Origin of the sequence: Mycobacterium cajalii, from assembly GCF_045809005.2 — a bacterium.
GTDB lineage: Bacteria > Actinomycetota > Actinomycetes > Mycobacteriales > Mycobacteriaceae > Mycobacterium.
On the sequence record NZ_CM141436.1, the window covers coordinates 2,970,413 to 2,996,080 of the forward strand.

A 25,668-nucleotide genomic window follows, 5' to 3' on the forward strand; every position below is an offset into this window, starting at 1 on the left:
CGGGCACACCGCCGGCCGGCGCCTCGACCTGGCGGCGAATGTCCAGGAGGTGGTGCTGGGCCTCGTGCACGGTGTGGACCGCGAGCCAGCGCAACGAGCGTTCCCGCGTCCGCGGGTAGTGGTAGAGCACCGTGCGGTCCCACTCGCCGTCGCCCAAACGCGCCAAGACATTGACGAAAAGTTCTGCGGCGTCTTCGAGTTGGAGATCCACGTCGACGGCGGCCCCATCGACGGCAAGGTCACCGGCATCCGCGGGAACCGCGACGACGTGTGGAGCCGGGGCCACCTGTGTCCGAAGGGCGCGTCGCTGGCCGCGCTGCACCACGACCCCGACCGCATCCGCCGCCCGATGGTCAAGATCGACGGACAATGGCACGAGGTCGGCTGGGACGCGGCGTTCCGCCGCTGCACCGAACTGCTGGCGCCGGTGATCGACAAGTACGGCATCGGGGCGGTCACCGCCTACACCGGTAACCCACTGGCGCATTCGTTTTCGCTGGCCCGCTACGCGGGTGTGCTGATGGGGATGTCGGGGATACCGGTCACGTATTCGCCGGGCACGGTCGACCAATGGCCGAAGAACCTGTCGTCGCACCTGATGTACGGGCTGTGGTGGAACTTCCCGGTACCCGACATCGAGCGCACCGACCTGATGGTGATCATGGGCGCCAATCCCGCCGCGTCGCAGGGTTCCCTGCTGGCTGCGCCCGACGTGATGGGCCTGATCAAGGACATCCGCGGGCGGGGCAAGGTGATCGTCATCGACCCGGTGCGCACGCCGACCGCCGCCCGGGCCGACGAGTGGCTTCCGATCGTTCCGGGCACCGACGCGGCGCTGCTGCTGGCCGTCGTGCACACCCTCTTCGACGAACACCTGGTGAACCCCGGCCCGCACCTCGAGGGCCACGTGGACGGTCTCGACACGATGCGCAAGGTGGCCGCGGAGTGGCCCCCGGAGCGGGTGGCCGCCGTCACCGGCATCGACGAGGACCGGATTCGCCGGTTGGCCCGCGAGCTCGCCGGCACCCCCAGATCCGTCGTCTACGGCCGAATCGGGTTGTGCAACCAGGAATTCGGCAGCCTCGCCAGCTGGCTGGTCGACGTGGTCAACATCCTGACCGGTCACTTCGACACCCCCGGTGGCGCGATGTTCCCCAAGCCCGCGGCCTGGTCGATCACGACGCAACCGCTGCCCGGCCTGGAAGGCGGCGCAGCCGAATTCGGCCGCTGGCGCACTCGGGTGCGCGGCGCCAAGGAGGTCCTCGGTCAGGCCCCGGTGTCGTGCATGGCGGAAGAGATCGCCACACCCGGCGACGGGCAGCTCAAGGCGCTGATCACCGTCGCCGGCAACCCGGTGCTGTCCACGCCCGGCGGCGACAAGCTCGACGAGGCGCTGCCGATGCTGGAAGCGATGATCTCCGTCGACCTGTGGCTCAACGAGACGACGCGGCATGCCGATGTGATCCTGCCCGGGTTGTCCCCGCTCGAGCAGCCGCACCACGACGACCTGATCCTGCTGTTCGCGATACGCAGCATCGCGAACTATTCGGCGCCGGTGTTCGACCCGGGCGACCGCCCCCACGAGTGGGAGATCCTGATCCGGCTCACCGGCCTGTGCACCGGCACACCGGCCGAGGACGTCGACGTGGCGGCGATCGACGACGGGTTCTTCGACTACCTGGCCTTCACGCAGGGACTCGACGGCGCAAAGATCCGCGAACTCTACGAGCACGGCGGCCCGGAGCGCATGCTCGATCTGACGCTGCGGACCGGTCCCTTCGGCGACCGCTACGGCGAGAACCCGGGCGGACTGACTCTGGACCTGCTCAAGGCCAACCCGAACGGGATCGACTTCGGGCCGATGGTGCCGCAGCTGCCTGACCTGCTGGGCACCCCGGACAAGAAGATCCGGCTGGCCCCGCAATACCTGCTCGACGACCTGCCGCGGCTGGCCGCGCGGCTGGAACGGCCCTCCGACGAGCTCGTTTTGGTGAGCCGCCGGCATCTGCGGTCGAACAACACGTGGCTGCACAATGTGCCCGCGCTGATGAAGGGCAAGGACCGGTGCACGCTGCTGATGCACCCCGACGACGCGGCCCGCCGCGGGATCGCCGACGCCGACGTCGTCACGGTGAAATCTGAGGCCGGCGAGATCACCGTGCCCGTCGAGGTCACCGGCGCGATCAGGCCGGGGGTGGTGTCGATGCCCCACGGCTGGGGGCACGGCATGCCGGGCACCCGCATGGCGGTGGCCAACGGCTCACCGGGCGTCAACACCAACGTGCTGTCCCCGCCGACGTTCCTCGACGAACCGTCCGGCAACGGCGCCCTGAACGGCATCCCGGTGACCATCGGCTGACGCTCCAACGCGCGACGCCCGGGCGCGACGTCGCGCCGTCGATGTTTATGGTGGGCACGGGAGGGGCATCGGAGAAGGACCGGGAAAAGCCATAGCGGGAGGGGTGGTGGAGACCGTACTCGGGGTATCGATGGCACCTACGACGGTTCGGATGGTGCTGGTCGAGGGGGAGAACGCCGATGGCGCCACGGTCGACACGGAAAACTTCGAGCTGCCCGCCGGGCGGACCCCGGACGCCCCGGACGCCCCCCGACAGGTGGTCTCGGCGATCCTGGGAACCCGCGAGGGGGCGGTCGAAGCCGGATACGAGCTGGCGTCGATCGGGGTGACGTGGACCGAGGCCGGCCAGGCCGCCACGCTGAACGACTTGCTGGCCGGCCTGAAGATCGAGAAGGTCATGCTGGTCTCGGCCTTCCTGGCCGCCGCCGCGCTCGCTCAGACGGTGGGCAACGCGACGCACTATGCGCAGACCGCGCTGCTGTTCCTGGAGCCCTATACCGCGACGCTGGCGGTGGTCGACTCCGCGGACGGTTCGCTGGCCGACGCACGGCGACAGAACCTACCCGACGACGAGCACGCTGCCGTCGCGGCGTTGACCGCGATGGTCGCCGGTGTCGACGGGCTGCAACCGCGACCGGACGGCCTGTTCGTCGTCGGCTCCGACGGCGTCGACGTCGCCGCGATCAAGCCGCAGCTGCAGCGGGCGACGTCGCTGGTGGTGAGCACACCGGCGGAGCCGGAGACGGCGCTGGCGATGGGCGCGGCGCTGGCGTCGGCCAACCCGCCGTTGTTCTCCTCGTCGACCGCCGCGATGGCCTACGCGCAGGATCCCGGCACGGGTGCGGTGGCCCCGGCGGCGGTCCCCGGCTACCTGGAAATCCCTGCAGCCGTCGAAGAGGGTGACGAGGCGCTCGCCTACAGCGCCGTCCCCGACGAGGAGGCTGACGCTCTGACGGCTGCCACCGGCGGCTTTTTCGCGTCCGCCGCGATCGGAGGCGAGGAGGACGGCGAGCGGCTGGAGACGACCAGACCGTTTCTGGTGGCGATCGGCGTGCTGTCGCTATTCGTCGGCGGGGTGGTGGCGCTGGTATTTGCCCTGGCCATCGCCATCCGGCCACACGTCGACAACCGTCCGGCCATCGGCGCAACCGCCGTCGCCCCGGCGAAGCCGGCCCCGCCGCCCACCCCTCCGGCCAAGCCGGCCACACAGCAGCGTCCCCCGGTGAAGCCGGCGCCGGCCGCGCCGGCCCCCGCGGCTCCTCCGCCACCGGCGCCGCCTCCGGCCCCACCGGCCCCACCGGCGCCGCCGCGACTGCCGCTGCCCGCCCCGCCGGTTCCGCTCCGCCCTCCTGGTCCGCCGATCCCCGGGCCGGGCCCGGGCATCCCGGGCATCCCGGGCGGCCCGCCAATCCCCGGGCCGGGCCCGGGCGGCCCACCGGGGATTCCGATCCCGCACCTCCCGGTGCCGGGCATCCCGGGCATTCCGGGCCTGTGACGAGGGCGTCGGCCAAGCGGCTTTGTGCGGGATGAACCTTCGGGGGGCGCCGCACGTCGGCTGGGTATGACTGCAACAACGTATTCTCCGCCCTCCCACTGGGCCGCCCAGCACGGCCGCGGTGCCGCCCCGCGGATCGCCGGCACCGCGGTGGCGTTCACCCCACACCGCTACGACCAGGACGAAGTGGCCCGCGAGCTCACCGGGTTCGCCGAACCGGGCTTCCTGCGCTTCGCGCAGACGGCGGGTGTCGACCGGCGCAGCCTGGCGCTGCCGCTGTCGCGTTACCCGCGGCTGAGCGGGTTCACCGAAGCCAACGACGCCTACCTGGAGGTCGCCGTGGACCTCGGTGAGCGGGCCCTCCGGGAGGCGCTCGCCGAGGCGAATGTCGAACCGTACGAGGTGGGCACGATCGTGATGGTGTCCAGCACGGGCATCGCCGTGCCGACCATCGATGCGCGGCTGATCTCGCGGGTCGGCCCGCGGCCGGACATCAAGCGTGTCCCGCTGTTCGGGCTCGGCTGCGTGGCGGGTGCCGCGGGGATGGCGCGCGTCTACGACTACCTGCACGGCTACCCGGGGGATGTAGCCGTGCTGCTGTCCGTCGAGTTGTGCTCGCTGACGCTGCAGCGTGACGACGCATCGATCCCAGCCCTGATCGGCGTGTCGCTGTTCGGCGACGGCGCGGCCGCGGCGGTCGCCACGGGTGCCGATCGGAAGGCGCTGTGCACCAACGCTACCCGGGCCCCGCGCGTGCTGGCGACCCGGAGTCGGGTGGTACCGGAGACCGTCGACGTCATGGGCTGGAACGTCGGTTCCAGCGGGTTTCGGCTCGTCATGTCCCGTGACGTTCCGAAGATGGCCGACGACCACCTGCGCGGCGAGGTCGACGCCTTCCTGGGCGACCACGGTTTGTCCGTCGCGGACATTTCGACGTGGGTGTGCCATCCCGGGGGCCCGAAAGTGCTCGACTCGATCGAGAACGCGCTGGGCCTGCCGCCGCAGGCGCTGGCGCACAGCCGAAACTCGATGCGCGAGAACGGCAACATCTCGTCGGCGTCGGTGCTCGACGTGCTGCGCAGGACGGTCGCCGCGCCGCCGGAGCCCGGGGCCTTCGGGGTGATGCTGGCCATGGGCCCGGGCTTCAGCTTCGAGCTGTTGCTGCTGCGGTGGTGAGGGAGTCGCTCGTGTACTACTACCTGTTCATCCTCGCCGTCGCCGTTGAACGCCTGGTCGAACTCGCGGTTTCACGGCGCAACACCCGATGGTCGATTGCGCACGGCGGCAGGGAATTCGGGCGGGAGCACTACCCGGTGATGGTGAGTATTCATGCGCTGCTGCTGGTTTCGTGCTTCATCGAGGTGTGGGCCGTCTAGCCGCGGTTCATCGCGTGGCTGACCGCTGTCGTGTTCAGCGTCGCCAATGCGCTGGTGCTCGGCGTGCGGATCCGCGCCGAGAACGCGGTCCGCGGCTACGTGTGAACGGGGTATCGGGCGATCACGGCGCGAAGGGCCGGTTCGTCCATTCCCGGCCGGCCCGGCGCGACGAGCGGAACCAACCGCCGGCCGCGCCGGTGCCGCCATCGGTCGGGATGGTGTGTCCGGTGACGAACGCCGAAAGATCCGACGCCAGAAAAAGAATCACCCGCGCCTGGTCCTCGGGAACGCCCATGCGCCCGACCGGAACCCAGCCCGGCCATTGCGTCTGCTCCTCGGCGGACAGCCATTGCGAGTAGGGCACCTGCAGGGATTCGGTGACGTCGGGTCCGATCGCGTTGACACGGACCCCGTCGCGCCCGACCTGAACCGCGAGGCTGCGGGTGAAGTGGATGACGGCGGCCTTGAAGGCCGCATACACCGGGTCCTCCGGGTAGCCCCGCAGGCCCTCGACGGAGGACACGTTGACGATCGCGCCGGCCTGCTGCTCGACCATCGAGGGCAGAAAGGCACGGGTCACGGCGAAGACGTGATGCAGGTTGATCCGGTACAGGTCGTCCCACAGTTGCGGGTCGGTGTCGACGAAGTTGCCGGGGTGGCGCAGCCAGTGGCCCACGTTGTTGACCAGGACATCCACCCGCCCGAACCGCTCCAGTACCGCCCGCGCCAGGCCGGCCACCTGGTCGGGGTCGCGGACATCGGTCACCACCGGCATGGCGATGCCACCACTGGCCGCAATCCGGCCGGCGTTGCCGTGGGCCAGTTCGGCATCGATGTCGACGACGACCACGTGGGCGCCGTGCCGGGCGAACAACCGCGCGGTGGCCGCCCCGATCCCGCCACCGGCGCCGGTGACCACCGCGACCCGGTCGGCCAGCAGTGGGGCGGCTTCCGCCGCGGATTCGGCGTCCTGCATGTCCACCATCTTGGGCCACGGGCCCTTACCCCGCGCAGGGGAGGGCCAAACGTGACGAGCGTGACACCGGCCCGAGTTCACCCGTCGTTTCCCGGGCCGCGGGAAGGGTACTTGTTCCTGCCAGGAGTGATTGAAATTGGCAACGAAGAAGAACGATCCGTACCACGTATTGCCAAAGCAAGAGACAAAGCGGCGAATTCACCATCGCCACAGTCCGCAATCGGTTGCGGTGTCCCTGGCCAGCCGGCTGATCGTGAAGAACGCGGTCCGTGCGTGGGCTTTTCAGCCCAACCTGCACTGGCCGCTGGAATATGTGGACGGTCTTGCCGGACTGCTGCCACATTTTCGGTCCTCCGCGAAGATCGACCCGGTGCGGCTGGAGAACTGCAACGCCGAATGGGTTCGCGCGCCCGGGGCGTCGTCGAAACGGGCCATTCTCTATCTGCACGGGGGCGCATTTCTGACCTGCGGCCTCAACACGCACCGTTCGCTGGTGACGCGCCTGTCGAGAGCGGCCGACGCCGCGGTGCTCACCGTCGGCTACCGCAAGCTGCCCTCGCACCGGATCGACGATGCCATCGAGGACGGCCTCGACGGGTTCCGCTGGCTGCAGGAGAGCGGCTATGACGGCGAGCAGGTCGTGGTGGCCGGCGACTCCGCCGGCGGATACCTGGCGTTCATGACCGCGCTCTCCGCGATCCGCGCCCGTGTCGCCACGCCGGCGGGCATCGCGACGATCTCGCCGTTCGCGGATGCCGACCCGGCCGAAAAATTGGGGCACCGCAATGCGCGCCGGTGCTCGATGTTCACCCGCGCGGCGTTGTCGATATTCACCCAATATCTCGGGGAGGTACAACTTCCCGGCGCGGACGGCTCCGCGGGCCCGGTCGTCTCACCGGTGGAAGCCGATCTGTCCGCGTTGCCGCCGGTGACCATCCACGCCAGTTCCGACGAATTGCTGCTGCCCGACGCCGAGCTGATGGCAAAACGCCTGGACGCCGCGGGAATCCGCTGCGATCTGCACCTGTGGGACGGACAGATCCACGATTTCCCGTTGGCGGCCGACATTTTGCCCGAAGGGCGCCGCGCCATTCGCTACATCGGTGATTTCGTCAAAGAGGTCACCGCCGAACGGGACGCGGTGCCCGACGGCCGCGCGGGCACCGCGTGGTCGCGCAGCCTACCGGCGACCACCAGGGTGGGCTAGCCCTCGCGCGCCGCGAAAGATGTTGTGCCGCATAGCCTCGCGCAGGCCGGCGGCGTCGCTGTCGCACGGTGCTGAGGGGATACCCCGGGGTTTGTGCCCGAAACTCGACCGTAGCTCCTGCCCCCGATCGGTCGCGCTGCCGATACAGTGAAGCGGATGAGCCGACCAGCCCCGCCCGTGCTGACCGTGCGTTACGAGGGATCCGAGCGCACCTTCGCCGCAGGAAACGACGTGGTGATCGGCCGCGACCTGCGCGCCGACGTGCGCGTCGCGCACCCGCTGATCTCCCGCACCCACCTGATCGTGCGGTTCGACCAGGGCCGCTGGATCGCCATCGACAACGGAAGCCTCAACGGCCTGTACGTCAACAACCGCCGCGTCCCGGTCGTCGACATCCAGGACGGCCTACGGGTCAACATCGGCAATCCGGACGGCCCCGCGCTGGCGTTCGAAGTGGGCCGACACCAGGGCTCGGCGGGCCGGCCCCCGCTGACGACGTCGATACCGATCTTGAATCACGGCGACGCCGGCGCCGCACCGGCGCACGCCCAGCCGCAGACCGTCGCGCACCGGCCCGGCCAGCTGCATCAACCCCCGTCGGCCTCGTTCCGGCAACCCGGCGGCCCGCAGGTCGGGCACCCGAGCGGGCCACTGCCGGGCTACCCCCCGGAGCCGCAACCGCGGCATCCGACCGGTGCACACCACGCCGGCCCGCCCAGCGGGCCGCAACAGGGGCCGCAGATCTACCGGGCGCCACCGATGCGGGTGCCCGCCACGCCCCCGGGCGAGCCGAGGGCCGGCGAGACCGGCCGCATCGGCGGCGACGCCACCAACATCGCGACGTCCATGATGCGGATCCTGCGCCCCGGCAGGTCGGCCGCCGAGTCGGCGCCCGGAGCGATCAAGATCGGCCGCGCCAACGACAACGACATCGTCATCCCCGAGGTGCTGGCGTCCCGTCACCACGCCACCCTGGTCCCGACCGACCACGGCACCGAGATCCACGACAACCGCAGCATCAACGGCACGTTCGTCAACGGCGCCCGGGTCGACTCAGCGCTGCTGCACGACGGGGACGTGGTCACGATCGGCAACATCGACCTCGTCTTCGCCGGTGGCACGCTGGCCCGCCGCGACGAGACCGCAACCGCGACCCGCACCGGCGGCCTCGACGTGCGCGGGGTGACGTGGACCATCGAGAACAACAAGACGCTGCTGGACAACATCTCGATGGGAGCCCACCCCGGGACGCTGACGGCCGTCATCGGTCCCTCTGGTGCCGGCAAGTCGACGTTCGCCCGCCTGGTCGCCGGCTACACGCACCCGACCACCGGCACGGTGACGTTCGAGGGCCACAACGTCCATGCCGAGTACGCCTCGCTGCGCAGCAGGATCGGCATGGTCCCGCAGGACGACGTGGTGCACGGGCAGCTGACCGTGCAGCAGGCGCTGATGTATGCCGCCGAGTTGCGGCTGCCGCCGGACACCACCAAAGAGGACCGCGAACAGGTGGTGGCGCGGGTGCTCGAGGAACTCGAGATGACCCAGCACCTGCACACCCGGGTCGACAAGCTGTCCGGCGGCCAGCGCAAGCGCGCGTCGGTGGCGCTGGAGCTGCTCACCGGGCCGTCGTTGCTGATCCTCGACGAGCCGACCTCGGGTCTGGACCCGGCCCTGGACCGCCAGGTCATGACGATGCTGCGGCAGTTGGCCGACGCGGGCCGCGTGGTGCTCGTGGTCACCCACTCGCTGACCTACCTCGACGTCTGCGACGAGGTGCTGCTGCTGGCCCCCGGCGGCAAGACCGCATTCTGCGGGCCGCCCAGCCAGATCGGTCCCGCGATGGGGACGACGAATTGGGCCGACATCTTCAGCACGGTGGCCAACGACCCGGACGGGGCGCGGGCCCGCTACCTGGCGCGGACGGGACCGCCCCCGCCGCCGCCACCGGTGGAGCAACCCGCGGAGATCGGCGACCCGTCGCACACGAGCCTGCGCCGGCAGTTCTCCACCATCGCCCGGCGGCAGATGCGGCTGATCATCTCCGACCGCGGCTACTTCGCCTTCCTGGCGGTGTTGCCCTTCATCATGGGTGCGCTGTCGATGTCGGTTCCCGGCAACGTCGGGTTCGGCATCCCCAACCCCATGGGTGCCGCGCCCAACGAGCCCGGGCAGATCCTGGTGCTGCTCAACGTCGGCGCCGTGTTCATGGGCACCGCGCTGACGATCCGGGACCTCATCGGCGAGCGTCCGATCTTCCTGCGCGAGCAGGCCGTCGGCCTGTCCACCGGCGCCTACCTCCTGGCCAAGGTCTGCGTGTACACGGTGTTCGCGGTGATCCAGTCCGCGATCGTGACCGTCATCGTCCTGATCGGCAAGGGCGGTCCCACCCAGGGGGCCGTCGCCCTGGGCCGGCCGGGTCTGGAGCTGTTCGTCGACGTCGCGTTGACGTGCGTCGCCTCGGCGATGCTCGGGCTGGCGTTGTCGGCCATCGCCAAGTCCAACGAACAGATCATGCCGCTGCTGGTGGTGGCGGTGATGTCGCAGCTGGTGTTCTCCGGCGGCATGATCCCGGTCACCGACCGCGTCGGGCTCGACCAGATGTCGTGGGCCACGCCCGCCAGGTGGGGTTTTGCGGCGTCGGCATCCACCGCGGACCTGCTCAAGCTGGAGCCGGGCCCGGTGACGCCGAAGGACTCGCACTGGCAGCACACCGCCGGCGCATGGTGGTTCGACGTGGCCATGCTGTTCGCGATCAGCATGGTCTACCTGGGTTTCGTGCGCTGGAGGATTCGCCTCAAGGGCGGCTGATCACCTGCCGGTGACCGGCGAAGCACCGCGAACGGTCAAGCCCCCTTGCGCGCCATCTGTTCGGCGGCGGCACGCATGCGGTCGGACAGCTGCAGGAGATCGTGCTCGCCCACGCCGTGGGGCAGGGTGTACGCCAGCTGGCGCAACTCGACGGCGCAGGTGCGTAGTTCCTGGCGAAGGCGTGTCTCAACAGTTGGCATCTGCTTCTCCCCGTGCGCTTCGGACCGAGCGGTACGACTGATACCTAAGACCGGTCGATCCCACGATCCTTGCAGCCCCGTCGCGTGGCCGCGAGGGCCGTCGTGCCGATTTACGGGAGTTTGACAGCGTTTTAACAGTGTGAAACCCGGATGCCGTCCGACGTGCACTTTCATGACCACCGGTCATGCAACTCGAGCCTCGGCACCGCGGCCCGGCGGACGATGCCGTCCGGGGGGAGCGGCCGTCCCGCCGTCGGTCGTCCGGAGCCATCGCGATGTCCGCGCAGCGGCGAGCGTAACGTCAGCCCGAAATCGCGGAGCTCGTTCTGTCCCGGCGTTACGCTGGCGCTGCCGTGTGAAAGGCCGGAAGGTGAGGTGGGCTTCGGAATGGATTTCGAACTCGACGCCGGGCAGCGCGCCTGGCTGGCCGAGGTCCGCGAATTCCTCCAGGAGAATGTCACCCCCGCGCTACGCGCCGAGCTCGCCCGGCACGATCTCGAATTCCCGAACGGAGAGGTTGCCCGTTTCCGCCGCAAGATCGGCGAGAAGGGCTGGTTCGGGCTGAACTGGCCGCGCGAGTACGGCGGGCTGGGAGGCGAAGGGGGCCTCGGCGCGGTCCATCAGCACCTGCTGATGAGCGAGTTCGAATACTGGGGCGTGCCCGGTCCCGACCTGACGGTCACATCGGTGGCGCCGATGATCATGCGGCACGGCACCGAGCGGAACAAAACCGAATGGCTGCCACTGATCGCCAGAGGCGAGATGATCTGCGCCGTCGGCTATTCCGAACCCGACGCCGGCACCGACCTGGCCGGCCTGCGGACCCGCGCGACGCGCGACGGCCAGGAGTGGGTGATCAACGGAACGAAGATCTGGAACAGCGGCGCCCAGCGCGCCACCCACGAGTGGCTGTGCGTGCGCACCGATCCCGACGCGGCCCGGCACCGCGGCATCTCGGTCATCATCGTCCCGGTCGACAGCCCCGGTATCGAGATCCGTCCCCTCTACGCCTGGTCGGGATACCGCACCAACGAGGTCCACTTTCGCGACGTGCGGGTCCCGCTCACCAACCTGGTGGGCGAGGTCAACCGCGGCTGGACTTACATCACCGGCGCGCTCGACCTCGAGCGGGGCGCGCTGACCAACGCCGGCGATCTGCGGCGCGCCGTGGAGGAATTGCGCGATCTCGCGGCAAGGCCCCGCCGCGACGGCAGCGTGCCCGCCGACTCTCCGGCGCTGCGCCGCCGGCTGGTGCAGGCCGAGGCCGACGTGGAGGTGGCCACGCTGATGGGCTACGAGGCCGCCTCGATGCTCGACGGCGGCGTGATCCCCACCGTGGAGGTCAGCGTCGAGAAGGTCTTCACCAGCGAACTGCGCCAGCGCATCGCCGAACTGGCGCTCGACCTGCTCGGCCCCGACGGGCTGCTGGCACACCGCAGCGAAAATGCCCCGCTGGCCGGGAAGTTCGAACGGCTCTACCGGGCCGCGCCGTTGATGCGCTTCGGCGGCGGGACCAACGAGGTGCTCCGCGACATCATCGCCCAGCGCGGCCACGGCATGCCCTCGTACGGACGCTGAGCGATGAGACTGCTCCCCACCGACGAACAGCGCGAGTTCGCCTCGGCAGCGCGGGCGCTGCTGGCGGCGGAATGCCCGGTGAGCCTGGTGCGCGCGCTGTCCCGGCCCGGAGCCGACCGCAGCGCCCCGGCGCTGTGGAAGGCACTGGCCGCCGCCGGGATCTTCGGGCTCGCCGTCGCCGAGGAGTACGGCGGTTCCGGGGGATCGCTCGACGATCTCGCCGTCTTCTACACCGAGACGGGCCGCGCCCTGTGCCCGACGATGGTGCACAGCACCGTGCATGCGGTGCTGGCGATCGACCAGCTGGGTACGCCCGCGCTGAAGGCGGCCTGGCTGCCGCCGCTGGCCAGCGGCGGCAGCCGCGGCACCACGGCGTTGTGGAACGCCCGCGACGCCGCGGCCGTATCGCCTGCCGTGCAAGCCGTCCCGGAGTCGACACGCTGGCGGCTCAGCGGAACCGTCGACTACGTCGCCGACGCCGACGTCGCCGACCTCGTCGTGGTGTCGGCCGCCGCGCCCGGGCGCACCCTCGTCCTCGTCGTCGACACCCGCGCCGACGGACTCGCCGTCGAGCCCCTCGCCATGGCCGGCGGGCACCGGGCTTTCACCGTGCGCTTCGAAGACGTGGCGGTGCCGGCCGACGCGCTGCTCGGCGACGGTGTGGGCGAGCCCGCGCTGCGCCGGCTCGCCAACACGGCGGTGGCATTGGGATCGCTGGACCTGGTGGGCATCGGCCAGGCGGTGCTGGAGCGCACCGTGGACTACACCACGCTGCGTCATCAGTTCGGGCGGGCTATCGCGTCGTTCCAGGCCGCCCAGCACCTGGTCGCCGACATGCACATCGCCCTGGCCGCAGCGCGTCTGGCCGCACACGCGGCGGTCTTCCGGATCGCCCGCGGGCACACCGCAACCCGGGAGACGGCCATCGCCCGGATGCACGCGGCCCGCGCGGCTCGGCTGATCACCCTGGACGCGCATCAGTTGCACGGCGGGATGGGTTATGTGACCGAGACGGACCTGCATCTGTGGAGCGAACGGGCGCGGTTGGGCTCGACGCTGGGGGGCGGGGCCGACGTCGCCGCGGCATGGCTGGAGGAGGCCCTCGACGATGAACGATGACAGCCTGATCGACGCCGAGTCGGCGTCGCGGGTGGGGACGGTCGCCGCGTCGGCGACCGGTGAGGTGAACCGGCGCGACTGGCAACGGTGGGCGGCCGCGGTCGGCGACCACAACCCGTTGTGGTTCGACCCGGAGTACGCGCGGGCCAACGGGTTTCGCGACGTCATCTGCCCGCCGCTGTTCCTGCAGTATGCCGTGCTGGGCGTCACGCACCTCGAGACGCTGCGGCCCGACGGTTCCTCCGGCGCCGTCTCGGGCAGCCTGGCATTCCCGCGCGCTCCCAAGCGGATGGCGGGCGGGGAGAGCTTCAGCTTCCACCTGCCGTCCTATCACCGTGACCAGATCGAGATGGTCCGCACCATCGAGTCGATCACCGAAAAAAAGGGCCGCTCTGGCAGATTCGTGTTGGTGACCTGGCACACGATCTACCGTAACCAGCACGGCGAGCTGGTTGCCGAAGCGTCGACCTCGATGATCGCCCGGCCTTAGGAGCGCCTTGACCGAGCAACAGGTCTTCTTCGAGGACGTCGCGGTGGGGGAGCAGATCCCGGCGTTGACCGTCACCGTCGACGAAACCCAGCTGTTCTTCTTCAGCGCGGCCACCTACAACGGCCACCGCATCCACTACGACAAGCAGTGGGCGCACGGGGAAGGCTACGACGACGTGCTGGTCCAGGGCCCGCTGCAGGCGGCGCTGCTGGCACGCGCGATCGGCGACTGGATCGGCGGACGCGGCCGCCTGGTGTCTTTCTCCGTGCAGAACCGGGCCGTGGCCCATCCCGGTGAGTCGTTGCGCTTCGGCGGGGTCATCACCGGCACGCACCTCACCGACGGGGGCGCCGGCCTGGTGGACCTCGACATCGCCGGCCGCCGCGCCGACACCGTGCTGATGCCCGGGACGGCGACGGTGCAGTTGCCCCGGCGCGGAGCGCCGTCATGACGGGGCTGCGCGGCCAGGCGGCCATCGTCGGGATCGCCGAGTTGCCCGCCGAACGACGGCCGACCGCGCCGCCCCGGTTCACCCTCGACCAGTACGCGGCGTTGGCGAAGGCGGTCGTCGAGGACGCCGGTCTCGACCCCGCCGCCGTCAACGGCCTGATCACCCACGGGGTGGCCGAGTCGGCGATGTTCGCCCCGGCCACATTGTGCGAATACCTGGGCCTGCCAATGGATTTCGGAGAGCGGGTCGACCTGGGCGGAGCCAGCGCGGCGGGGATGGTGTGGCGGGCCGCGGCAGCCGTGGAACTCGGTGTCTGCGACGCGGTGCTGGCCGTCGTACCCGGATCGGCAGCGCTGCCCCAGTCTGCCACCGGGCCGGCCGCCGCCCCGAATTGGTATGGGGCGTCGTCGAACAACTACGGGTCACCCCAGGCCGAGTTCGAGATCCCCTACGGCAACGTGGGCCAGAACGCACCGTATGCGCAGATCGCCCAGCGGTACGCGGCCGAGTTCGGCTACGACCCGGCCGCGATCGCCAAGATCGCGGTGGACCAACGCACCAACGCGTGCGCGCACCCGGGTGCGGTGTTCCACGGCACCCCGATCGCCGTGGACGACGTGCTCGCCAGCCCGATGATCGCCGACCCGATCCACATGCTGGAAACGGTGATGCGGGTGCACGGGGGAGCGGGTGTGCTGATCGCCAACGCCGACATCGCGCGCCGCAGCCGGCATCGGCCGGTGTGGATCACCGGCTTCGGCGAGCACATCGCGTTCAAGACGCCGACCTACGCCGCGGACCTGCTGCGCACGCCGATCGCCCGCGCCGCCGACAAGGCGTTCGCGATGGCCGGGCTGAGCCGCTCCGACGTCGACGTGGCGTCGATCTACGACTGCTACACGATCACGGTGCTGATGAGTCTCGAGGACGCCGGCTTCTGCGCGAAAGGCAAAGGCATGCAATGGGTCACCGACCACGACCTGACCTACCGCGGTGATTTCCCGCTCAACACCGCCGGCGGCCAGCTCTCCTACGGGCAGGCCGGCATGGCGGGCGGCATGCACCACGTCGTCGACGGCGCCCGCCAGATCATGGGCCGGGCCGGCGATGCGCAGGTGCGCGACTGCCACACCGCGTTCGTCACCGGCAACGGCGGCATCATGAGCGAGCAGGTGGCGCTGCTCCTGCGGGGGGACTGACCGTGACCGTGAACCCGACCGAACCCCGTCCCGTCCCCGAGCCCACGCCCGTCTCCCGGCCGTTCTGGGACGGGCTGGCCCAACACCGCATCCTGGTGCAGTATTCGCCGTCGGCGGGCCGCTACGTGTTCTATCCGCGCACGCTGGTCCCCGGGACGCTGGCCGACGACCTGGAATGGCGTGAAATCGACGGCGCCGGAACGCTGTACACGTTCACCGTGGCCCGCAGGCCCACGGGACCACCCTGGGCCGACGCGCTGCCCCAGTTGCTCGCGGTGGTCGAGTGGGACGCCGGGCCGCGGATCAGCACCGAATTGGTCGACGTCGACGCGCGCGACGTCCGGATAGGAATGCGAGTGATGCCGGTGTTCTGTGATCTCCCCGAAGCCGGGATCACCCTGCTGAAGTACCGGCCCGCATGAGCGGGCCGACGATGCCCACCCATGTCCACCGGACCCAGGTCGACGACTACCTGCGGGACATGTTGCGCGAGTTGGACGCCGGCTTCCCGCGCGTCGAGACCATGACGGGTGCGGCGGCGCGGGAGGCGGTGGCCAAACGCCGCATGCCCGTCAACAACGCGGCCGACGTGCACAGCGCCGTCGACCACTCGGTTCCGGGTCCGGCCGGGCAGATCCCCGTGCGGGTCTATTACCCGCACGGCGGGCCGCGCACCGACCGGCCCGCGATCGTGTTCTGCCACGGCGGCGGATTCGTCTTCTGCGGCATCGACTCCCACGACGGCTTCTGCCGTACCCTGGCCCGCGGCAGCCAGGCCGTCGTCGTCTCGGTCGACTACCGGCTCGCCCCCGAACATCCCGCGCCGGCCGCCGCGCTGGACGCCTTCGCCGCCTTCTGCTGGACGGCGGAGCACGCGGGGGAGCTCGGCGTCGACGCGGCGCGCATCGCCGTCGCCGGCGACAGCGCAGGCGGCAACCTGGCGGCGGTCGTGCCCATCCTGTGCCGGGAACGTGGGGTGGCCCCGCCGGCCGCCCAGGTGTTGCTCTATCCGGTCATCGACCCGTCGTTCGACACCGAGAGCTACCGCCGCTACGCCCAGGGTCCCTTCAACACCCGCGCCGCGATGCAGTGGTACTGGCGGCAGTACCTGGGCGGTGACGGGATCGTCGAACCGCCCTACCTCGTGGCCCCGGCGCGCGCGGCCTCGCACGCGGATCTGCCACCCGCGGTCGTCGTCACCGCCGGGGAGGACCCGCTGCACAGCGAGGGCTGCGACTACGCCCGCCGGTTGCACGACGCGGGCGTGCCGGTCGTGCACCGCGACTTCCCGGACATGTTCCACGGCTTCATGACGATCCCGTCGCTGGCCGCGTCGGTGCTCGCGCGCGACCTGGTCTACGCCGACCTGCGCACGCTGCTCGACCCCACGTCCGGGAGCTGAGACCGTGCCGGAGACGGTCCAACAACTGCTACGGCAACGCCTGCACGACGACACCCCCGCCGTCGCCCACGGCGACCGGACCTGGACCTGGCGGGAACACCTCGCCGAGGCCGAGGCCGAGGCGGCCGCGTTGATCGGGATCGCCGACCCCACCCGTCCGTTGCACGTCGGCGCCCTGCTGGCCAACTCGCCGGAGATGCTTCGCGCGATGGCCGCGGCCGCGCTGGGCGGCTACGTCCTGTGCGGTGTCAACACCACCCGGCGCGGCGCCGGCCTGCTCGCCGACATCCGGCGCTCGGACTGCCAGATCCTGCTCGTCGACGACGAGCACCTGCCGCTGCTGGACGGTCTCGACCTGTCCGGTGTTGAGGTGCTCGACGTGAGCGCGTCCCGCTACGCCGAGGCGGTCGGGGCGGCGCCACCCCTGGTCGCCCACCGCGAGGTCACCGCCGCCGACACGCTGATGATGATCTTCACCTCGGGCACCAGCGGAAATCCCAAGGCCGTGCGGTTCGCGCACGGGATGGCGATCATGTGCGGGGCGAGCCTGATCTTCCAGTACGGCGTCACGGCCGACGACGTGTGCTACCTGTCGATGCCGCTGTTCCACTCCAACGGCGTCGCCGCCGGGTGGGCGGTCGGCGTCGGCTGCGGCGCCACCATGGTCCCGGTCCGGTTCTCGCCGTCGCGCTTCCTCGACGACGTGCGCCGCCACCGCGTGACGTACATGAACTACGTCGGCAAGCCGTTGGCCCTGATCCTGTCCACGCCGGAGCGCCCCGACGACGCCGACAACACCCTGCGGGTGGCGTTCGGCAACGAGGCGACCGACCGCGACATCGACGAGTTCGCGAGGCGTTTCGGCTGCCGGGTGATCGACAGCTTCGGCTCCAGCGAGTTCGCGGTGATCGTCGTACGCGAGGACGGCGCCCCGCCCGGCTCCATCGGCAAGCCGTATCCGGGGGTCGGCATCTACAACCCGGCGACATGCACCGAGTGTGCCGTCGCGGAGTTCGACGAGAACGGCGCCCTGACCAACTTCGACGCCGCGGTCGGCGAACTCGTCAACACGCAGGGCGCGGGGCCGTTCACCGGTTACTACAACGACCCCGCCGCGACAGCCGAGCGACTGCGGCACGGCATGTACTGGTCGGGCGATCTGGCCTACCGCGACGCCGACGGCTGGATCTACCTGGCGGGCCGCACCGCCGACTGGATGCGGGTCGACGGCGAGAACCTGGCCGCGGCGCCCATCGAGCGGATCCTGGGGCGGATTCCCGAGGTCAGCCAGGTGGCCGTCTACGCCGTGCCCGACGAGCGGGTCGGCGACCAGGTGATGGCCGCGTTGGTCCTGCGCGACGGAAGCCGTTTGGAGCCAGACGATTTCGCGAAGTTCCTGGCCGCCCAGCCCGACCTGTCACCGAAGGCGTGGCCACGCTACGTGCGCATCGACGCCGCCCTGCCGGTGACGGCCACCAACAAGATCCTCAAACGCGAGTTGATCGCCGCCGGCGCCGACGCGCAGGGCGGGGCGCTGTGGACGCGGTCGGCGCGCGGCACCCGGTACGCCGTTGAGCCGGCTGATGACCCGCGCCTCAACCCGCTTCGGCCGCAGTAGGGGCCTCGCCGAACCTCGCCAGCACGAGCGCCCCGGAGACCGCGACGACGAATCCCGCGACGACCAGCCAGCCCAGCCCGTCGCGCGCACGGTCGCCCAGCCAGACCACTCCGACGAACGCGGGCGCGATGGTTTCACCGACCACCATCCCCGCGACGGCCGTGGTCACCGATCCGCGATGCAGGGCCGAGGTGAGCAACAGGAAACCCGCGGCCCCGCCGGCGGCCGCCGCATACAGGGCCGGGTTGGTGTAGAAGGAAACCTTCGTGGGGTCGATCACCGCGATGAGGCGGACGCCGACCTCGATGACCCCGAAACCGGTTCCGGCGGCCAGGCCCAGCGCGAGCGCCCGCGGGCGATCCGGCAGCCGGCCCGCGGCGGCGCCCGCGACGAATATCGCGGCCACCACACCCAACAGCGCCCAGTCGAGCCCGGCGGGGGCGGGGCGAAAGTGGCCCGGGCCGGCGGCGAACGCCAGCACCACCAGGCTGAGGCAGATGACACCCACGGCCGTCCATTCGGCCGGTGACAGCCGCGCCGACAGCACCCACGCCGCCATGACGCCGGTGACGGCGATCGACGCGGCCAGCGCGGCGGCGACGACGTAGATCGGCACCATCCGCAGCGCGGCCACCTGCAGCAGGAAGCCGGCCCCGTCCAGGCTGACGCCGGCGAGATAGCGCCACTGCCGGGCCGCGCGCCACAGCAGCACGGTGTCGAGCCCCGAACCGCTGCCCGCCTCCACCGATCGGGTGGCCGCCGCCTGCAACACCGACGCCGACCCGTAGCAGACCGCGCAGCCCAAGGCCAGTACGAAGCCGATCAGCACACACCGACACTAGGCGTGCCGGGGCCGGGCCGCCGACAGCGCGCCTACGTATTGTTTTCGCCTGTCGATGCCATAGGCGATCCCGATGGCGCGGCAAGACGGTTCGGCGCGGGCGACGGCTTGAATGTGGGCACGGAACGCGAATCGCAGATGGCGGTGGTCACCGGTGGCACAGCGGGCATCGGTCCGGAGTCCGCGCGGCTGTTGGCCGCGGAAGGTGCGGAGTGGTGATCTCGGGCCGCGACGCCGAGCGTGGCGCTCGGGCGGTGGCCGAGATCGGCGGCAGGGTGAGATTCGTGCGGGCCGACCTCGGGACGTGGAGCCGGTCGCCAACCTCGCGCGAGGCGCCGGTGAGGTCGACATTCTGGTGAACAACGCCGGTACTTTTCCAGTAGCCCCCACCGTCGAGCAGAATCTGGCAGGCTTCGAGTCGATGTTCGACACCAACGTGCGCGGTACCTACTTCCTGGTCACCTGGCTGGCCAATTGAATGGTCGCGCGGGGGCACGGGAGCATCATCGCCCAAGCCGTACTGCTTTTGGCGTGCCCCGCGGGCAAGCTGCGTGACCGAGTCCACGCTCGACGCCGACGGCGGCGGGTCGGCCCTGTGAAAGTCAGCCCGTGAGCGGACCCGAACGCCCCGGGCCCCCAGAGTCCGCCGGCCGCTACGGCTTTCCGGCGCGGCTGTGGCGCACGCTCGACGAACATCCGCCGCCCGGCGCGCGGCGGCTGCAGCGGTGGCGCAGTCCGCTGCGCGGGCCGTGGCTGACCTCGGTGTTCGGCGCGACGCTGTTGGTGACGCTGCCTATCGTCGCCATCACGGGTCTGCTGTCCTACATCGCCTACGGGCCGCGCTTCGGCCAGGCCATCCCGGGCGACGTCGGGTGGCTGAAGCTGCCGACGTTCGACTGGCCGACCGACCCGTCCTGGCTGTACCGGCTGAGCCAGGGACTGCACGTGGGACTCGGGCTCGTGCTGATCCCGGTGGTGCTCGCCAAGCTGTGGTCGGTGATACCCCGGCTCTTCGCGTGGCCGCCGTCGCGCTCGATCGCCCAACTGCTGGAACGGGTTTCGCTGCTGATGCTGGTCGGCGGCGTCCTGTTCGAGATCGTGACCGGCGTGCTGAACATCCAGTACGACTACATCTTCGGGTTCAGTTTCTACACCGCGCACTATTTCGGCGCGTGGGTGTTCATCGCCGGGTTCCTCGTGCACGTCGCGATCAAGGCGCCCCGAATGTGGTCGAGCCTGCGCGCGATGCCACTGCGCGACGTGTTGCGCACCCGTCGGGAGGACACCCGGGCAGAGCCCTGGGAGCCCGACGGACTGGTCGCCGCCGATCCGGGTCCCGCCACGCTCAGCCGCCGCGGCGCGCTGGCGCTGGTGGGCGGCGGGGCGCTGTTCATGGCGATCATCACCGCGGGCCAGACCCTGGGCGGCGTCACGCGGCACGCCGCGCTGCTGTTGCCCCGCGGGCGGACCCGCGGCGACGGGCCCAACGACTTCGAGGTCAACCGGACCGCCCTGGCAGCCGGGATCTCCAGCACCCGGACGGGGGAGCGCTGGCGGCTCACCCTCAGCGGCGCCCGGGCCCCGGTGGTCGTCGACCGGGCCGCGCTACTGGCGATGCCGCAGCACACCGCGCGGCTGCCGATCGCGTGCGTGGAGGGCTGGTCGACCACCCAGACGTGGAGCGGGGTGCGGCTGGCCGACCTGGCCCGCCTGGCCGGTGTGCCGGCACCGGAATCGGCGCACGTCTCCTCGCTGGACTCCGGCCCGTTCGGCAGCGCGACGCTGCAGCGCAACCAGGTGCTGCACCCCGATGCGCTGCTGGCGCTGCGCGTCAACGGCGTCGACCTGTCCCCGGACCACGGCTATCCCGCGCGCATCGTCGTCCCCGCGCTGCCCGGCGTGCACAACACCAAATGGGTGACCACGATCGGCTTTCGGGCGGCCCCACATGCGTAGCGCCCCGGCGTGGTTCGCCCGGATCTACGGATCCCACCCGCTGCACCTGCTGAGCCTGGTCGCCGGGTTCGCGCTGTTGGGCTACGTGCTGGCCACGTTCAAACCGGTCACGCTGTGGAACCCGGACACCTGGTGGCAGTCGGTCGCCGTGTGGTTCGCCGCGGCGATCGTCGCGCACGACCTGGTGCTCTTCCCGGTCTACGCGCTGCTCGACCGGTTCCTGCCGCAGCCCAAGGCCGGGCGCGCCGCGCCCGACGTCCCGGTGCTCAACCACATCCGGGTGCCGGCGCTGGGATCCGGCCTGACGCTGCTGGTCTTCCTGCCCGGCATCATCGAACAGGGCGCGTCGACGTACTCGGCCGCCACCGGCCAGACCCAGCAGCCGTTCCTGGGCCGCTGGCTGCTGCTCACCGCGGCGATGTTCGCGGTCAGCGCCGTGGTCTATGCCGTCCGGCCGGCAATCAGCCGGCGTCGCGCGTCGCGAGCCGCCGCACCGCCTCCGCGATCTCCTGAGGGTGGTCCTCCTGCAGAAAATGCTTGGCCGGCAACAGGATCGGCTCAGTAATGCCGGCGGCGCGCTGAGCTTCGACGCCGTAGCGCCGCCACGGCAGCATCGCGTCGCGGGCGCCCCACACGATCTGCACGGGGTAGGGCCCGCGGACCGCATCGCGGTAGCGCCGCTGCGTGGCCGCGGTCAGTTCGAAGCCACGCATGATCTTCAGGAAGGCCCGCCCGCCGTCGTCGCCGAACAGCAGCGGCGGCCAGCAGGCCAACTCGGCGGCGGGAACCCGCCGGCTCACCCCGACCATTCGCATGATCGTCAGGAACGTGCCGGGTATCCGCATCGACGCCAGCCATGCCTCCCCGACGCCCCGGTGGGCGAACGGTTCCATGGGCCAGGGCCGGTGAAACGACTCCACGTCGACGATCGTGTTCAGCAGCGTCATCGACAGCACCCGGTCGGGCGCAGCGGCGGCCACCTCGAAGCCGACGGGCCCGCCGATGTCGTGGACCAGCAGGTGGAACCGGTCCAGTTGCAGCGCGTTGATCGCCGACAGCAGCCAGCGGCCGAGCCCGGTCCAGGTGTAGTCGGCGTCGGCGGGCCGCTGGGCGAATCCGAGCCCGGGCAGGTCGATCGCGATGCCCCGCAAGCCCCGGGCTGCCAATTCCGGCACCACCTTGCGGTACAGGTACGCCGAGGCGGGCACGCCGTGCACGCACACCACCGGCTCGGCGTCCCGGGGCCCGTCGTCGAGCAGGAACGACAAGATCCCGTCGGCGCGCAGCGTGCGTCCGGCGGAGCGATGCGCTTGGAGCAATCGGGTGGTGGTGGTGTTCGGCATGCCTGGGTTCATCGTAAAGACAACGCGATCGCGGGGTCTGGCCGCGGGCGCACCGCCCATTTTCGTCCGCAATGGCGCATTCGCTGTGGCGGCCATCCGTCCTGCGAATGGCCCGCAACTACGCACGGCGTGGCGGCCCCGCCTGGTACGACGAGCTGACGGCGATCCCGCGCAGTCACGGCGTGCACCCCGGGCCGTCGAAGCTCGGGCGGGAGATTCGCCCTGGCGCCGGCCGGGCGCTTCCAGCCACCGCCGGATTCGGTGCGCTGGCCACCGTTGGCGGGCGGCCCCTGGTGCGGCGCACGTGGGTGGTCTGGCCCGCGCCGTCCCGGCGGCAGGATCTTGCGCACCTGGTCGGGGCGCTGGAAGACGTCGCGCGCGATCCGGGGGCCGCGGGCTTGGAGGATCCCGCGGAGCTTCTTGGAGTCTTCTAGGAGAGCGGGCGCGACGGGCCGAGGAGGCGCTCAGGGCGCCTAAAGTGGTGTCATGTCGAATCGCAAACGTAAGGCCTCCGCCGTGTTGTGCGGTGGCGCAGCCGTGTTTGCCCTGGCGATCGGCGCGTCGCTCGACGACGCGACCGCCACCGCGGCAGCCGCGGCGGCGTCGAGCACGAGTTCTCCGGCCCCGGCGAACCCGGGCGGCGCCCTGCCGGTTGAGCCCGTCGGCGGGGGCGCCTGCATCAGCGGCCTGAACTGCGGGTGCATCCGCCACATCACGTGCCCCTGGGACCGCGTCCGGCATCAGCCCGTTCCGGGTCTCGAGGCCAATCAGCACGCCGCCCCGGCCCCGCAGAATCCCTAGCGACTCCACCGACGACGCCGCCAGCGGCTTTCCTATCATGTCCTGATGAGCGCCGGTGAGCTGGAAATCATGGGCTCGCCGGCGTTCGCCGTCGAGGACTCGGCCCGGTTCCGCGCCGAGGGCTGGTGGTCCGATGCGACGCTGTCGGACGCGGTGCGCCGCAACGCCGCGGGCTCACCGGATCGTCCCGCCTACATCGACCATCGCGGCGGCGCGCTGACGTGGGCCGAATTCGATGCCGCGGCAACCGCTCTGGCTGCCCAGTTGGCCGCGGCCGGTGTGGCGCGCGGTGACCGGGTGGCGGTGTGGCACAAGGACTCGGCCGCCGTCCACGCGTTGTTCGTCGCCGTCGAACGCTGCGGCGCCGTCGTGGTCGGCATCGGCGCGCGCGCCGGCACCCGCGAGGTCGCCGCGATCCTGCGCGGCGCCCGGCCCGACATCATGGTCAGCGATCGTGCGCGCAGCGGCGCCGCGGCCGAAGTTTGTGCCGGGTCCGGGCCGACTGTGCTGACCCTGCACGGCCTGCGCCTCGACACCGACGCCTCGCCCGCGGCCTCGGGCGGCGAGGCCCGGCTCGGCCCCGACGACGTCTTTTTGATCAACTCCACCTCCGGGACCACCGGCCTGCCCAAGTGCGTGGTGCACACCCAGAACCGCTGGCACTACTTCCACCGGAAGGCCGTCGCCAACGGGCACCTGCGCCCGGACGACGTGTTCCTGCCGGTCATCCCCATGCCGTTCGGGTTCGGGATCTGGACCAGCCACACCACCCCGATCTACCTCGGCGCCACCGCCGTCATCGTCGAGCGGTTCACCACCGCGGCGGCCTGCGAGGCGATAGAACGGCACAAGGCGACCGTGTTGTGTTGTGTCAGCACGCAATTGACCATGTTGATGGCGGATCCGGCGACCCGCGGCCACGACCTGAGTTCGTTGCGCGTGGTTTTCACCGGGGGCGAGGCGCTGCCGTATCGGCCCGCCGCCGAGTTCGAGGACCTCACAGGTGCCAAGATCCTGCAGTTCTACGGCTCGAACGAGACCGGGATTCTCAGCGCCACCACCCTCGACGACCCGCGCCAGCGCCGGCTGCGCACCGGTGGGCGGATCGTCCCGGAGATGGCGGTCCGACTCTTCGACGGGGACCGCGACGTCACCGACACCGGGCGGGGCCAGCCCGCCTGCCGGGGTCCGGCGACCAGCCTCGGCTATCTCGGCGGCACCGACCACGACAAGCTGTTCACGCGCGACGGGTGGATGCGGATGGGCGACATCTGCGAGATCGACGCGGACGGCTATCTGAGCGTCACGGGGCGCACCTCGGATTTCATCCTGCGCGGCGGTAAGAACATCAGCGCCAGCCAGGTCGAGGATGCCGTCACCACCCATCCCGCGATCGCGGTGGCCGCAGCGGTGGCGATGCCGGATCCGGTGTTCGGCGAGAAGGTCTGCCTCTACGCCGAGCTCGCCGGTTCGGCCGGCATCGATCTGCCCGGATTGGCCGAATTCCTTCTGGCGCAAGGAGTTTCCAAGGAACTGCTGCCCGAACGGCTCATCGTGGTCGACGAGCTGCCCCGTTCGTCGGGAGGCAAAATAGCCAAAGGCCTGCTCCGCGACGACATCCGCGCCAGAATGGAGGCCGATGATGAAGGGTCCTGAGGCCAGGCGCGGCGGCCTGGAGGTGTGGTCGCCGTCGGTGGTTCCCCCGATCGGGGTCGCGCTGTCCGACGAGCAGGCGCTGGCGGTGGCGTTCCGGCACCTGGCCGCCATCGGGTTCGCCGAGAACATGGCCGGACACATCACCTGGCAGCTCGACGGCCAAACCGACATGCTGGTCAATCCGTGGGGCCTGTGGTGGGCCGAGCTCACCGCCTCGGACATCTGCGCCGTCGACAGCGACGCCCGGGTGGTCCGCGGTCGCTGGGACGTGACCCCGGCCATCCACATCCACACCGAACTGCACCGGGCGCGCCGGGACGCGCGGGTGGTGATCCACAACCACCCCTACTACGTGTGCGTGCTCGCCGCGCTGGGCAGGCTGCCCGAATTGGTGCATCAGACCGGATCGCTGTTCCTCGACGACCTGTGCCTGGTGGACACCTACGACGGCGAGATCGACAGCCCCGCGCGCGCCGCGGAGCTCGCGGCGCGCATCGGCGGAGCCAACCTGACGATCCTGGCCAACCATGGCGTCATCGCCACCGGCCGCAACCTGCCCGAGGCCGTCTACCGCGCGGCCTCGATCGAACGGGTGTGCAAGCTGGCCTACGACGTCATGCTGACCGGCCGCGAGCCCGTCGCCATGAACTGGTCGGACATGGCGGGCATGCAGCGCTCGCTCGTCGAACGCGCCGCCGACGTGTACTGGGCCGGGGCGGCGCGGATGACCATCAAGGCCGACCCGGACGTGCTCACGTGAATCGCCGGTCGCCCCGGGTGGATCCGGGCC

The 25,668-nt window shown here is 70.8% G+C and carries 24 protein-coding genes and 2 pseudogenes; 21 read left to right on the forward strand and 5 right to left on the reverse strand.

All coding sequences use genetic code 11. The annotated features are described in order from the left end of the window. Positions 1-25: 25 nt before the first annotated feature. A pseudogene (locus ACJ512_RS14100) lies at positions 26-202 on the reverse strand (DinB family protein); the annotation flags it as partial. Here ACJ512_RS14100 and ACJ512_RS14105 point away from each other — a divergent pair. The 4 genes from ACJ512_RS14105 to ACJ512_RS14120 all read left to right on the forward strand — a co-directional run bounded on the left by ACJ512_RS14105 (position 170) and on the right by ACJ512_RS14120 (position 5,230). Further along, on the forward strand, positions 170-2,359 hold the full coding sequence (locus ACJ512_RS14105) for a molybdopterin-dependent oxidoreductase (protein ID WP_407685534.1): 2,190 nt from the start codon (positions 170-172) through the stop codon (positions 2,357-2,359). The pseudogene ACJ512_RS14100 and the gene ACJ512_RS14105 sit on opposite strands and share 33 nt — an antisense overlap. A gap of 106 nt (positions 2,360-2,465) precedes the next feature. Then, on the forward strand, positions 2,466-3,854 hold the full coding sequence (locus ACJ512_RS14110) for a DUF7159 family protein (RefSeq protein WP_461480082.1): 1,389 nt from the start codon (positions 2,466-2,468) through the stop codon (positions 3,852-3,854). Positions 3,855-3,920: 66 nt separating this feature from the next. Further along, positions 3,921-5,030 (forward strand): type III polyketide synthase, encoded by a 1,110-nt coding sequence (locus ACJ512_RS14115; protein ID WP_407685508.1) that lies wholly within the window; start codon positions 3,921-3,923, stop codon positions 5,028-5,030. A gap of 11 nt (positions 5,031-5,041) precedes the next feature. Continuing rightward, a complete protein-coding gene (locus tag ACJ512_RS14120; protein WP_461480083.1) occupies positions 5,042-5,230 on the forward strand; it encodes a hypothetical protein in 189 nt (62 codons plus the stop codon). A gap of 121 nt (positions 5,231-5,351) precedes the next feature. Here ACJ512_RS14120 and ACJ512_RS14125 read toward each other — a convergent pair whose 3' ends face one another. Next, positions 5,352-6,206: an SDR family NAD(P)-dependent oxidoreductase gene (locus ACJ512_RS14125; RefSeq protein WP_407685506.1), complete on the reverse strand. Its 855-nt coding sequence runs from the start codon at positions 6,204-6,206 to the stop codon at positions 5,352-5,354. Between the two features lie 169 nt (positions 6,207-6,375). Between ACJ512_RS14125 and ACJ512_RS14130 the strand changes: the two genes are divergently transcribed. Both ACJ512_RS14130 and ACJ512_RS14135 read left to right on the forward strand, forming a co-directional pair. Further along, positions 6,376-7,413 carry an alpha/beta hydrolase gene (locus tag ACJ512_RS14130; RefSeq protein ID WP_407685505.1) on the forward strand — a complete coding sequence of 346 codons (1,038 nt, stop codon included), beginning with the start codon at positions 6,376-6,378 and terminating at the stop codon, positions 7,411-7,413. Between the two features lie 156 nt (positions 7,414-7,569). After that, positions 7,570-10,224: an FHA domain-containing protein gene (locus tag ACJ512_RS14135; protein ID WP_407685504.1), complete on the forward strand. Its 2,655-nt coding sequence runs from the start codon at positions 7,570-7,572 to the stop codon at positions 10,222-10,224. Positions 10,225-10,259: 35 nt separating this feature from the next. On the opposite strand, the gene ACJ512_RS14140 is transcribed toward ACJ512_RS14135, so the two are convergent. Next, positions 10,260-10,424: a hypothetical protein gene (locus ACJ512_RS14140; RefSeq protein WP_407685503.1), complete on the reverse strand. Its 165-nt coding sequence runs from the start codon at positions 10,422-10,424 to the stop codon at positions 10,260-10,262. A gap of 387 nt (positions 10,425-10,811) precedes the next feature. Here ACJ512_RS14140 and ACJ512_RS14145 point away from each other — a divergent pair, with 387 nt between their 5' ends. The 8 genes from ACJ512_RS14145 to fadD1 are packed head-to-tail and all read left to right on the forward strand — an operon-like array spanning position 10,812 to position 18,281. Beyond that, positions 10,812-12,002, forward strand: coding sequence for an acyl-CoA dehydrogenase family protein (locus tag ACJ512_RS14145; protein ID WP_407685502.1), 1,191 nt, complete (start codon positions 10,812-10,814; stop codon positions 12,000-12,002). 3 nt (positions 12,003-12,005) lie between these two features. Continuing rightward, a complete protein-coding gene (locus ACJ512_RS14150) occupies positions 12,006-13,121 on the forward strand; it encodes an acyl-CoA dehydrogenase family protein (protein ID WP_407685501.1) in 1,116 nt (371 codons plus the stop codon). Further along, positions 13,111-13,611, forward strand: coding sequence for a MaoC family dehydratase (locus tag ACJ512_RS14155; RefSeq protein ID WP_407685500.1), 501 nt, complete (start codon positions 13,111-13,113; stop codon positions 13,609-13,611). The genes ACJ512_RS14150 and ACJ512_RS14155 overlap by 11 nt, the downstream gene beginning before the upstream one ends. Positions 13,612-13,618: 7 nt before the next feature. After that, positions 13,619-14,062 (forward strand): hotdog family protein, encoded by a 444-nt coding sequence (locus ACJ512_RS14160; protein ID WP_407685499.1) that lies wholly within the window; start codon positions 13,619-13,621, stop codon positions 14,060-14,062. Further along, a complete protein-coding gene (locus ACJ512_RS14165; RefSeq protein WP_407685498.1) occupies positions 14,059-15,261 on the forward strand; it encodes a thiolase family protein in 1,203 nt (400 codons plus the stop codon). The genes ACJ512_RS14160 and ACJ512_RS14165 overlap by 4 nt, the downstream gene beginning before the upstream one ends. 8 nt (positions 15,262-15,269) lie before the next feature. After that, positions 15,270-15,683: a Zn-ribbon domain-containing OB-fold protein gene (locus tag ACJ512_RS14170; protein WP_407685533.1), complete on the forward strand. Its 414-nt coding sequence runs from the start codon at positions 15,270-15,272 to the stop codon at positions 15,681-15,683. Then, positions 15,680-16,663: an alpha/beta hydrolase gene (locus ACJ512_RS14175; protein ID WP_407685497.1), complete on the forward strand. Its 984-nt coding sequence runs from the start codon at positions 15,680-15,682 to the stop codon at positions 16,661-16,663. Before ACJ512_RS14170 ends, ACJ512_RS14175 begins: the two co-directional genes overlap by 4 nt. Positions 16,664-16,667: 4 nt before the next feature. Next, positions 16,668-18,281 (forward strand): fatty-acid--CoA ligase FadD1, encoded by a 1,614-nt coding sequence (gene fadD1 / locus ACJ512_RS14180; RefSeq protein WP_407685496.1) that lies wholly within the window; start codon positions 16,668-16,670, stop codon positions 18,279-18,281. Here the strand turns inward: fadD1 and ACJ512_RS14185 are convergent. Continuing rightward, complete coding sequence (locus tag ACJ512_RS14185) at positions 18,259-19,110, reverse strand: hypothetical protein (protein ID WP_407685495.1); 852 nt, start codon at positions 19,108-19,110, stop codon at positions 18,259-18,261. The genes fadD1 and ACJ512_RS14185 overlap by 23 nt on opposite strands. Before the next feature lie 150 nt (positions 19,111-19,260). Here ACJ512_RS14185 and ACJ512_RS14190 point away from each other — a divergent pair. The 3 genes and pseudogenes from ACJ512_RS14190 to ACJ512_RS14200 form a co-directional block, all read left to right on the forward strand. Further along, positions 19,261-19,597, forward strand: a pseudogene (locus tag ACJ512_RS14190) (SDR family NAD(P)-dependent oxidoreductase); the annotation flags it as partial. 134 nt (positions 19,598-19,731) lie between these two features. Beyond that, the gene (locus ACJ512_RS14195; protein ID WP_407685494.1) at positions 19,732-21,078 is read left to right on the forward strand and encodes a molybdopterin-dependent oxidoreductase; all 1,347 of its coding nucleotides are present in this window, start codon (positions 19,732-19,734) and stop codon (positions 21,076-21,078) included. Continuing rightward, positions 21,071-21,643, forward strand: coding sequence for a hypothetical protein (locus tag ACJ512_RS14200; protein WP_407685493.1), 573 nt, complete (start codon positions 21,071-21,073; stop codon positions 21,641-21,643). The genes ACJ512_RS14195 and ACJ512_RS14200 overlap by 8 nt, the downstream gene beginning before the upstream one ends. On the opposite strand, the gene ACJ512_RS14205 is transcribed toward ACJ512_RS14200, so the two are convergent. Further along, complete coding sequence (locus tag ACJ512_RS14205) at positions 21,540-22,421, reverse strand: alpha/beta fold hydrolase (RefSeq protein WP_407685492.1); 882 nt, start codon at positions 22,419-22,421, stop codon at positions 21,540-21,542. The genes ACJ512_RS14200 and ACJ512_RS14205 overlap by 104 nt on opposite strands. A gap of 107 nt (positions 22,422-22,528) precedes the next feature. Between ACJ512_RS14205 and ACJ512_RS14210 the strand changes: the two genes are divergently transcribed. The 4 genes from ACJ512_RS14210 to ACJ512_RS14225 are packed head-to-tail and all read left to right on the forward strand — an operon-like array spanning position 22,529 to position 25,638. Further along, a complete protein-coding gene (locus tag ACJ512_RS14210; RefSeq protein WP_407685491.1) occupies positions 22,529-22,855 on the forward strand; it encodes a hypothetical protein in 327 nt (108 codons plus the stop codon). Between the two features lie 52 nt (positions 22,856-22,907). Continuing rightward, positions 22,908-23,222 (forward strand): hypothetical protein, encoded by a 315-nt coding sequence (locus ACJ512_RS14215; protein ID WP_407685490.1) that lies wholly within the window; start codon positions 22,908-22,910, stop codon positions 23,220-23,222. Positions 23,223-23,267: 45 nt separating this feature from the next. Beyond that, on the forward strand, positions 23,268-24,878 hold the full coding sequence (locus ACJ512_RS14220; protein ID WP_407685489.1) for a class I adenylate-forming enzyme family protein: 1,611 nt from the start codon (positions 23,268-23,270) through the stop codon (positions 24,876-24,878). After that, complete coding sequence (locus ACJ512_RS14225) at positions 24,865-25,638, forward strand: class II aldolase/adducin family protein (protein ID WP_407685532.1); 774 nt, start codon at positions 24,865-24,867, stop codon at positions 25,636-25,638. The genes ACJ512_RS14220 and ACJ512_RS14225 overlap by 14 nt, the downstream gene beginning before the upstream one ends. Positions 25,639-25,668 lie beyond the last annotated feature (30 nt).

What these genes read in the sequence shown, in the direction of transcription:
- ACJ512_RS14200 (WP_407685493.1), top strand. Translation starts at nt 21,071, where the DNA reads ATGCGTAGCGCCCCGGCGTGGTTCGCCCGGATCTACGGATCCCACCCG.
- ACJ512_RS14140 (WP_407685503.1), bottom strand. Translation starts at nt 10,424, where the DNA reads ATGCCAACTGTTGAGACACGCCTTCGCCAGGAACTACGCACCTGCGCC.
- ACJ512_RS14175 (WP_407685497.1), top strand. Translation starts at nt 15,680, where the DNA reads ATGAGCGGGCCGACGATGCCCACCCATGTCCACCGGACCCAGGTCGAC.
- ACJ512_RS14145 (WP_407685502.1), top strand. Translation starts at nt 10,812, where the DNA reads ATGGATTTCGAACTCGACGCCGGGCAGCGCGCCTGGCTGGCCGAGGTC.
- ACJ512_RS14115 (WP_407685508.1), top strand. Translation starts at nt 3,921, where the DNA reads ATGACTGCAACAACGTATTCTCCGCCCTCCCACTGGGCCGCCCAGCAC.
- ACJ512_RS14155 (WP_407685500.1), top strand. Translation starts at nt 13,111, where the DNA reads ATGAACGATGACAGCCTGATCGACGCCGAGTCGGCGTCGCGGGTGGGG.
- ACJ512_RS14205 (WP_407685492.1), bottom strand. Translation starts at nt 22,421, where the DNA reads ATGCCGAACACCACCACCACCCGATTGCTCCAAGCGCATCGCTCCGCC.
- ACJ512_RS14165 (WP_407685498.1), top strand. Translation starts at nt 14,059, where the DNA reads ATGACGGGGCTGCGCGGCCAGGCGGCCATCGTCGGGATCGCCGAGTTG.
- ACJ512_RS14135 (WP_407685504.1), top strand. Translation starts at nt 7,570, where the DNA reads ATGAGCCGACCAGCCCCGCCCGTGCTGACCGTGCGTTACGAGGGATCC.
- ACJ512_RS14220 (WP_407685489.1), top strand. Translation starts at nt 23,268, where the DNA reads ATGAGCGCCGGTGAGCTGGAAATCATGGGCTCGCCGGCGTTCGCCGTC.
- ACJ512_RS14210 (WP_407685491.1), top strand. Translation starts at nt 22,529, where the DNA reads ATGGCCCGCAACTACGCACGGCGTGGCGGCCCCGCCTGGTACGACGAG.
- ACJ512_RS14215 (WP_407685490.1), top strand. Translation starts at nt 22,908, where the DNA reads ATGTCGAATCGCAAACGTAAGGCCTCCGCCGTGTTGTGCGGTGGCGCA.
- ACJ512_RS14150 (WP_407685501.1), top strand. Translation starts at nt 12,006, where the DNA reads ATGAGACTGCTCCCCACCGACGAACAGCGCGAGTTCGCCTCGGCAGCG.
- ACJ512_RS14225 (WP_407685532.1), top strand. Translation starts at nt 24,865, where the DNA reads ATGAAGGGTCCTGAGGCCAGGCGCGGCGGCCTGGAGGTGTGGTCGCCG.
- ACJ512_RS14125 (WP_407685506.1), bottom strand. Translation starts at nt 6,206, where the DNA reads ATGCAGGACGCCGAATCCGCGGCGGAAGCCGCCCCACTGCTGGCCGAC.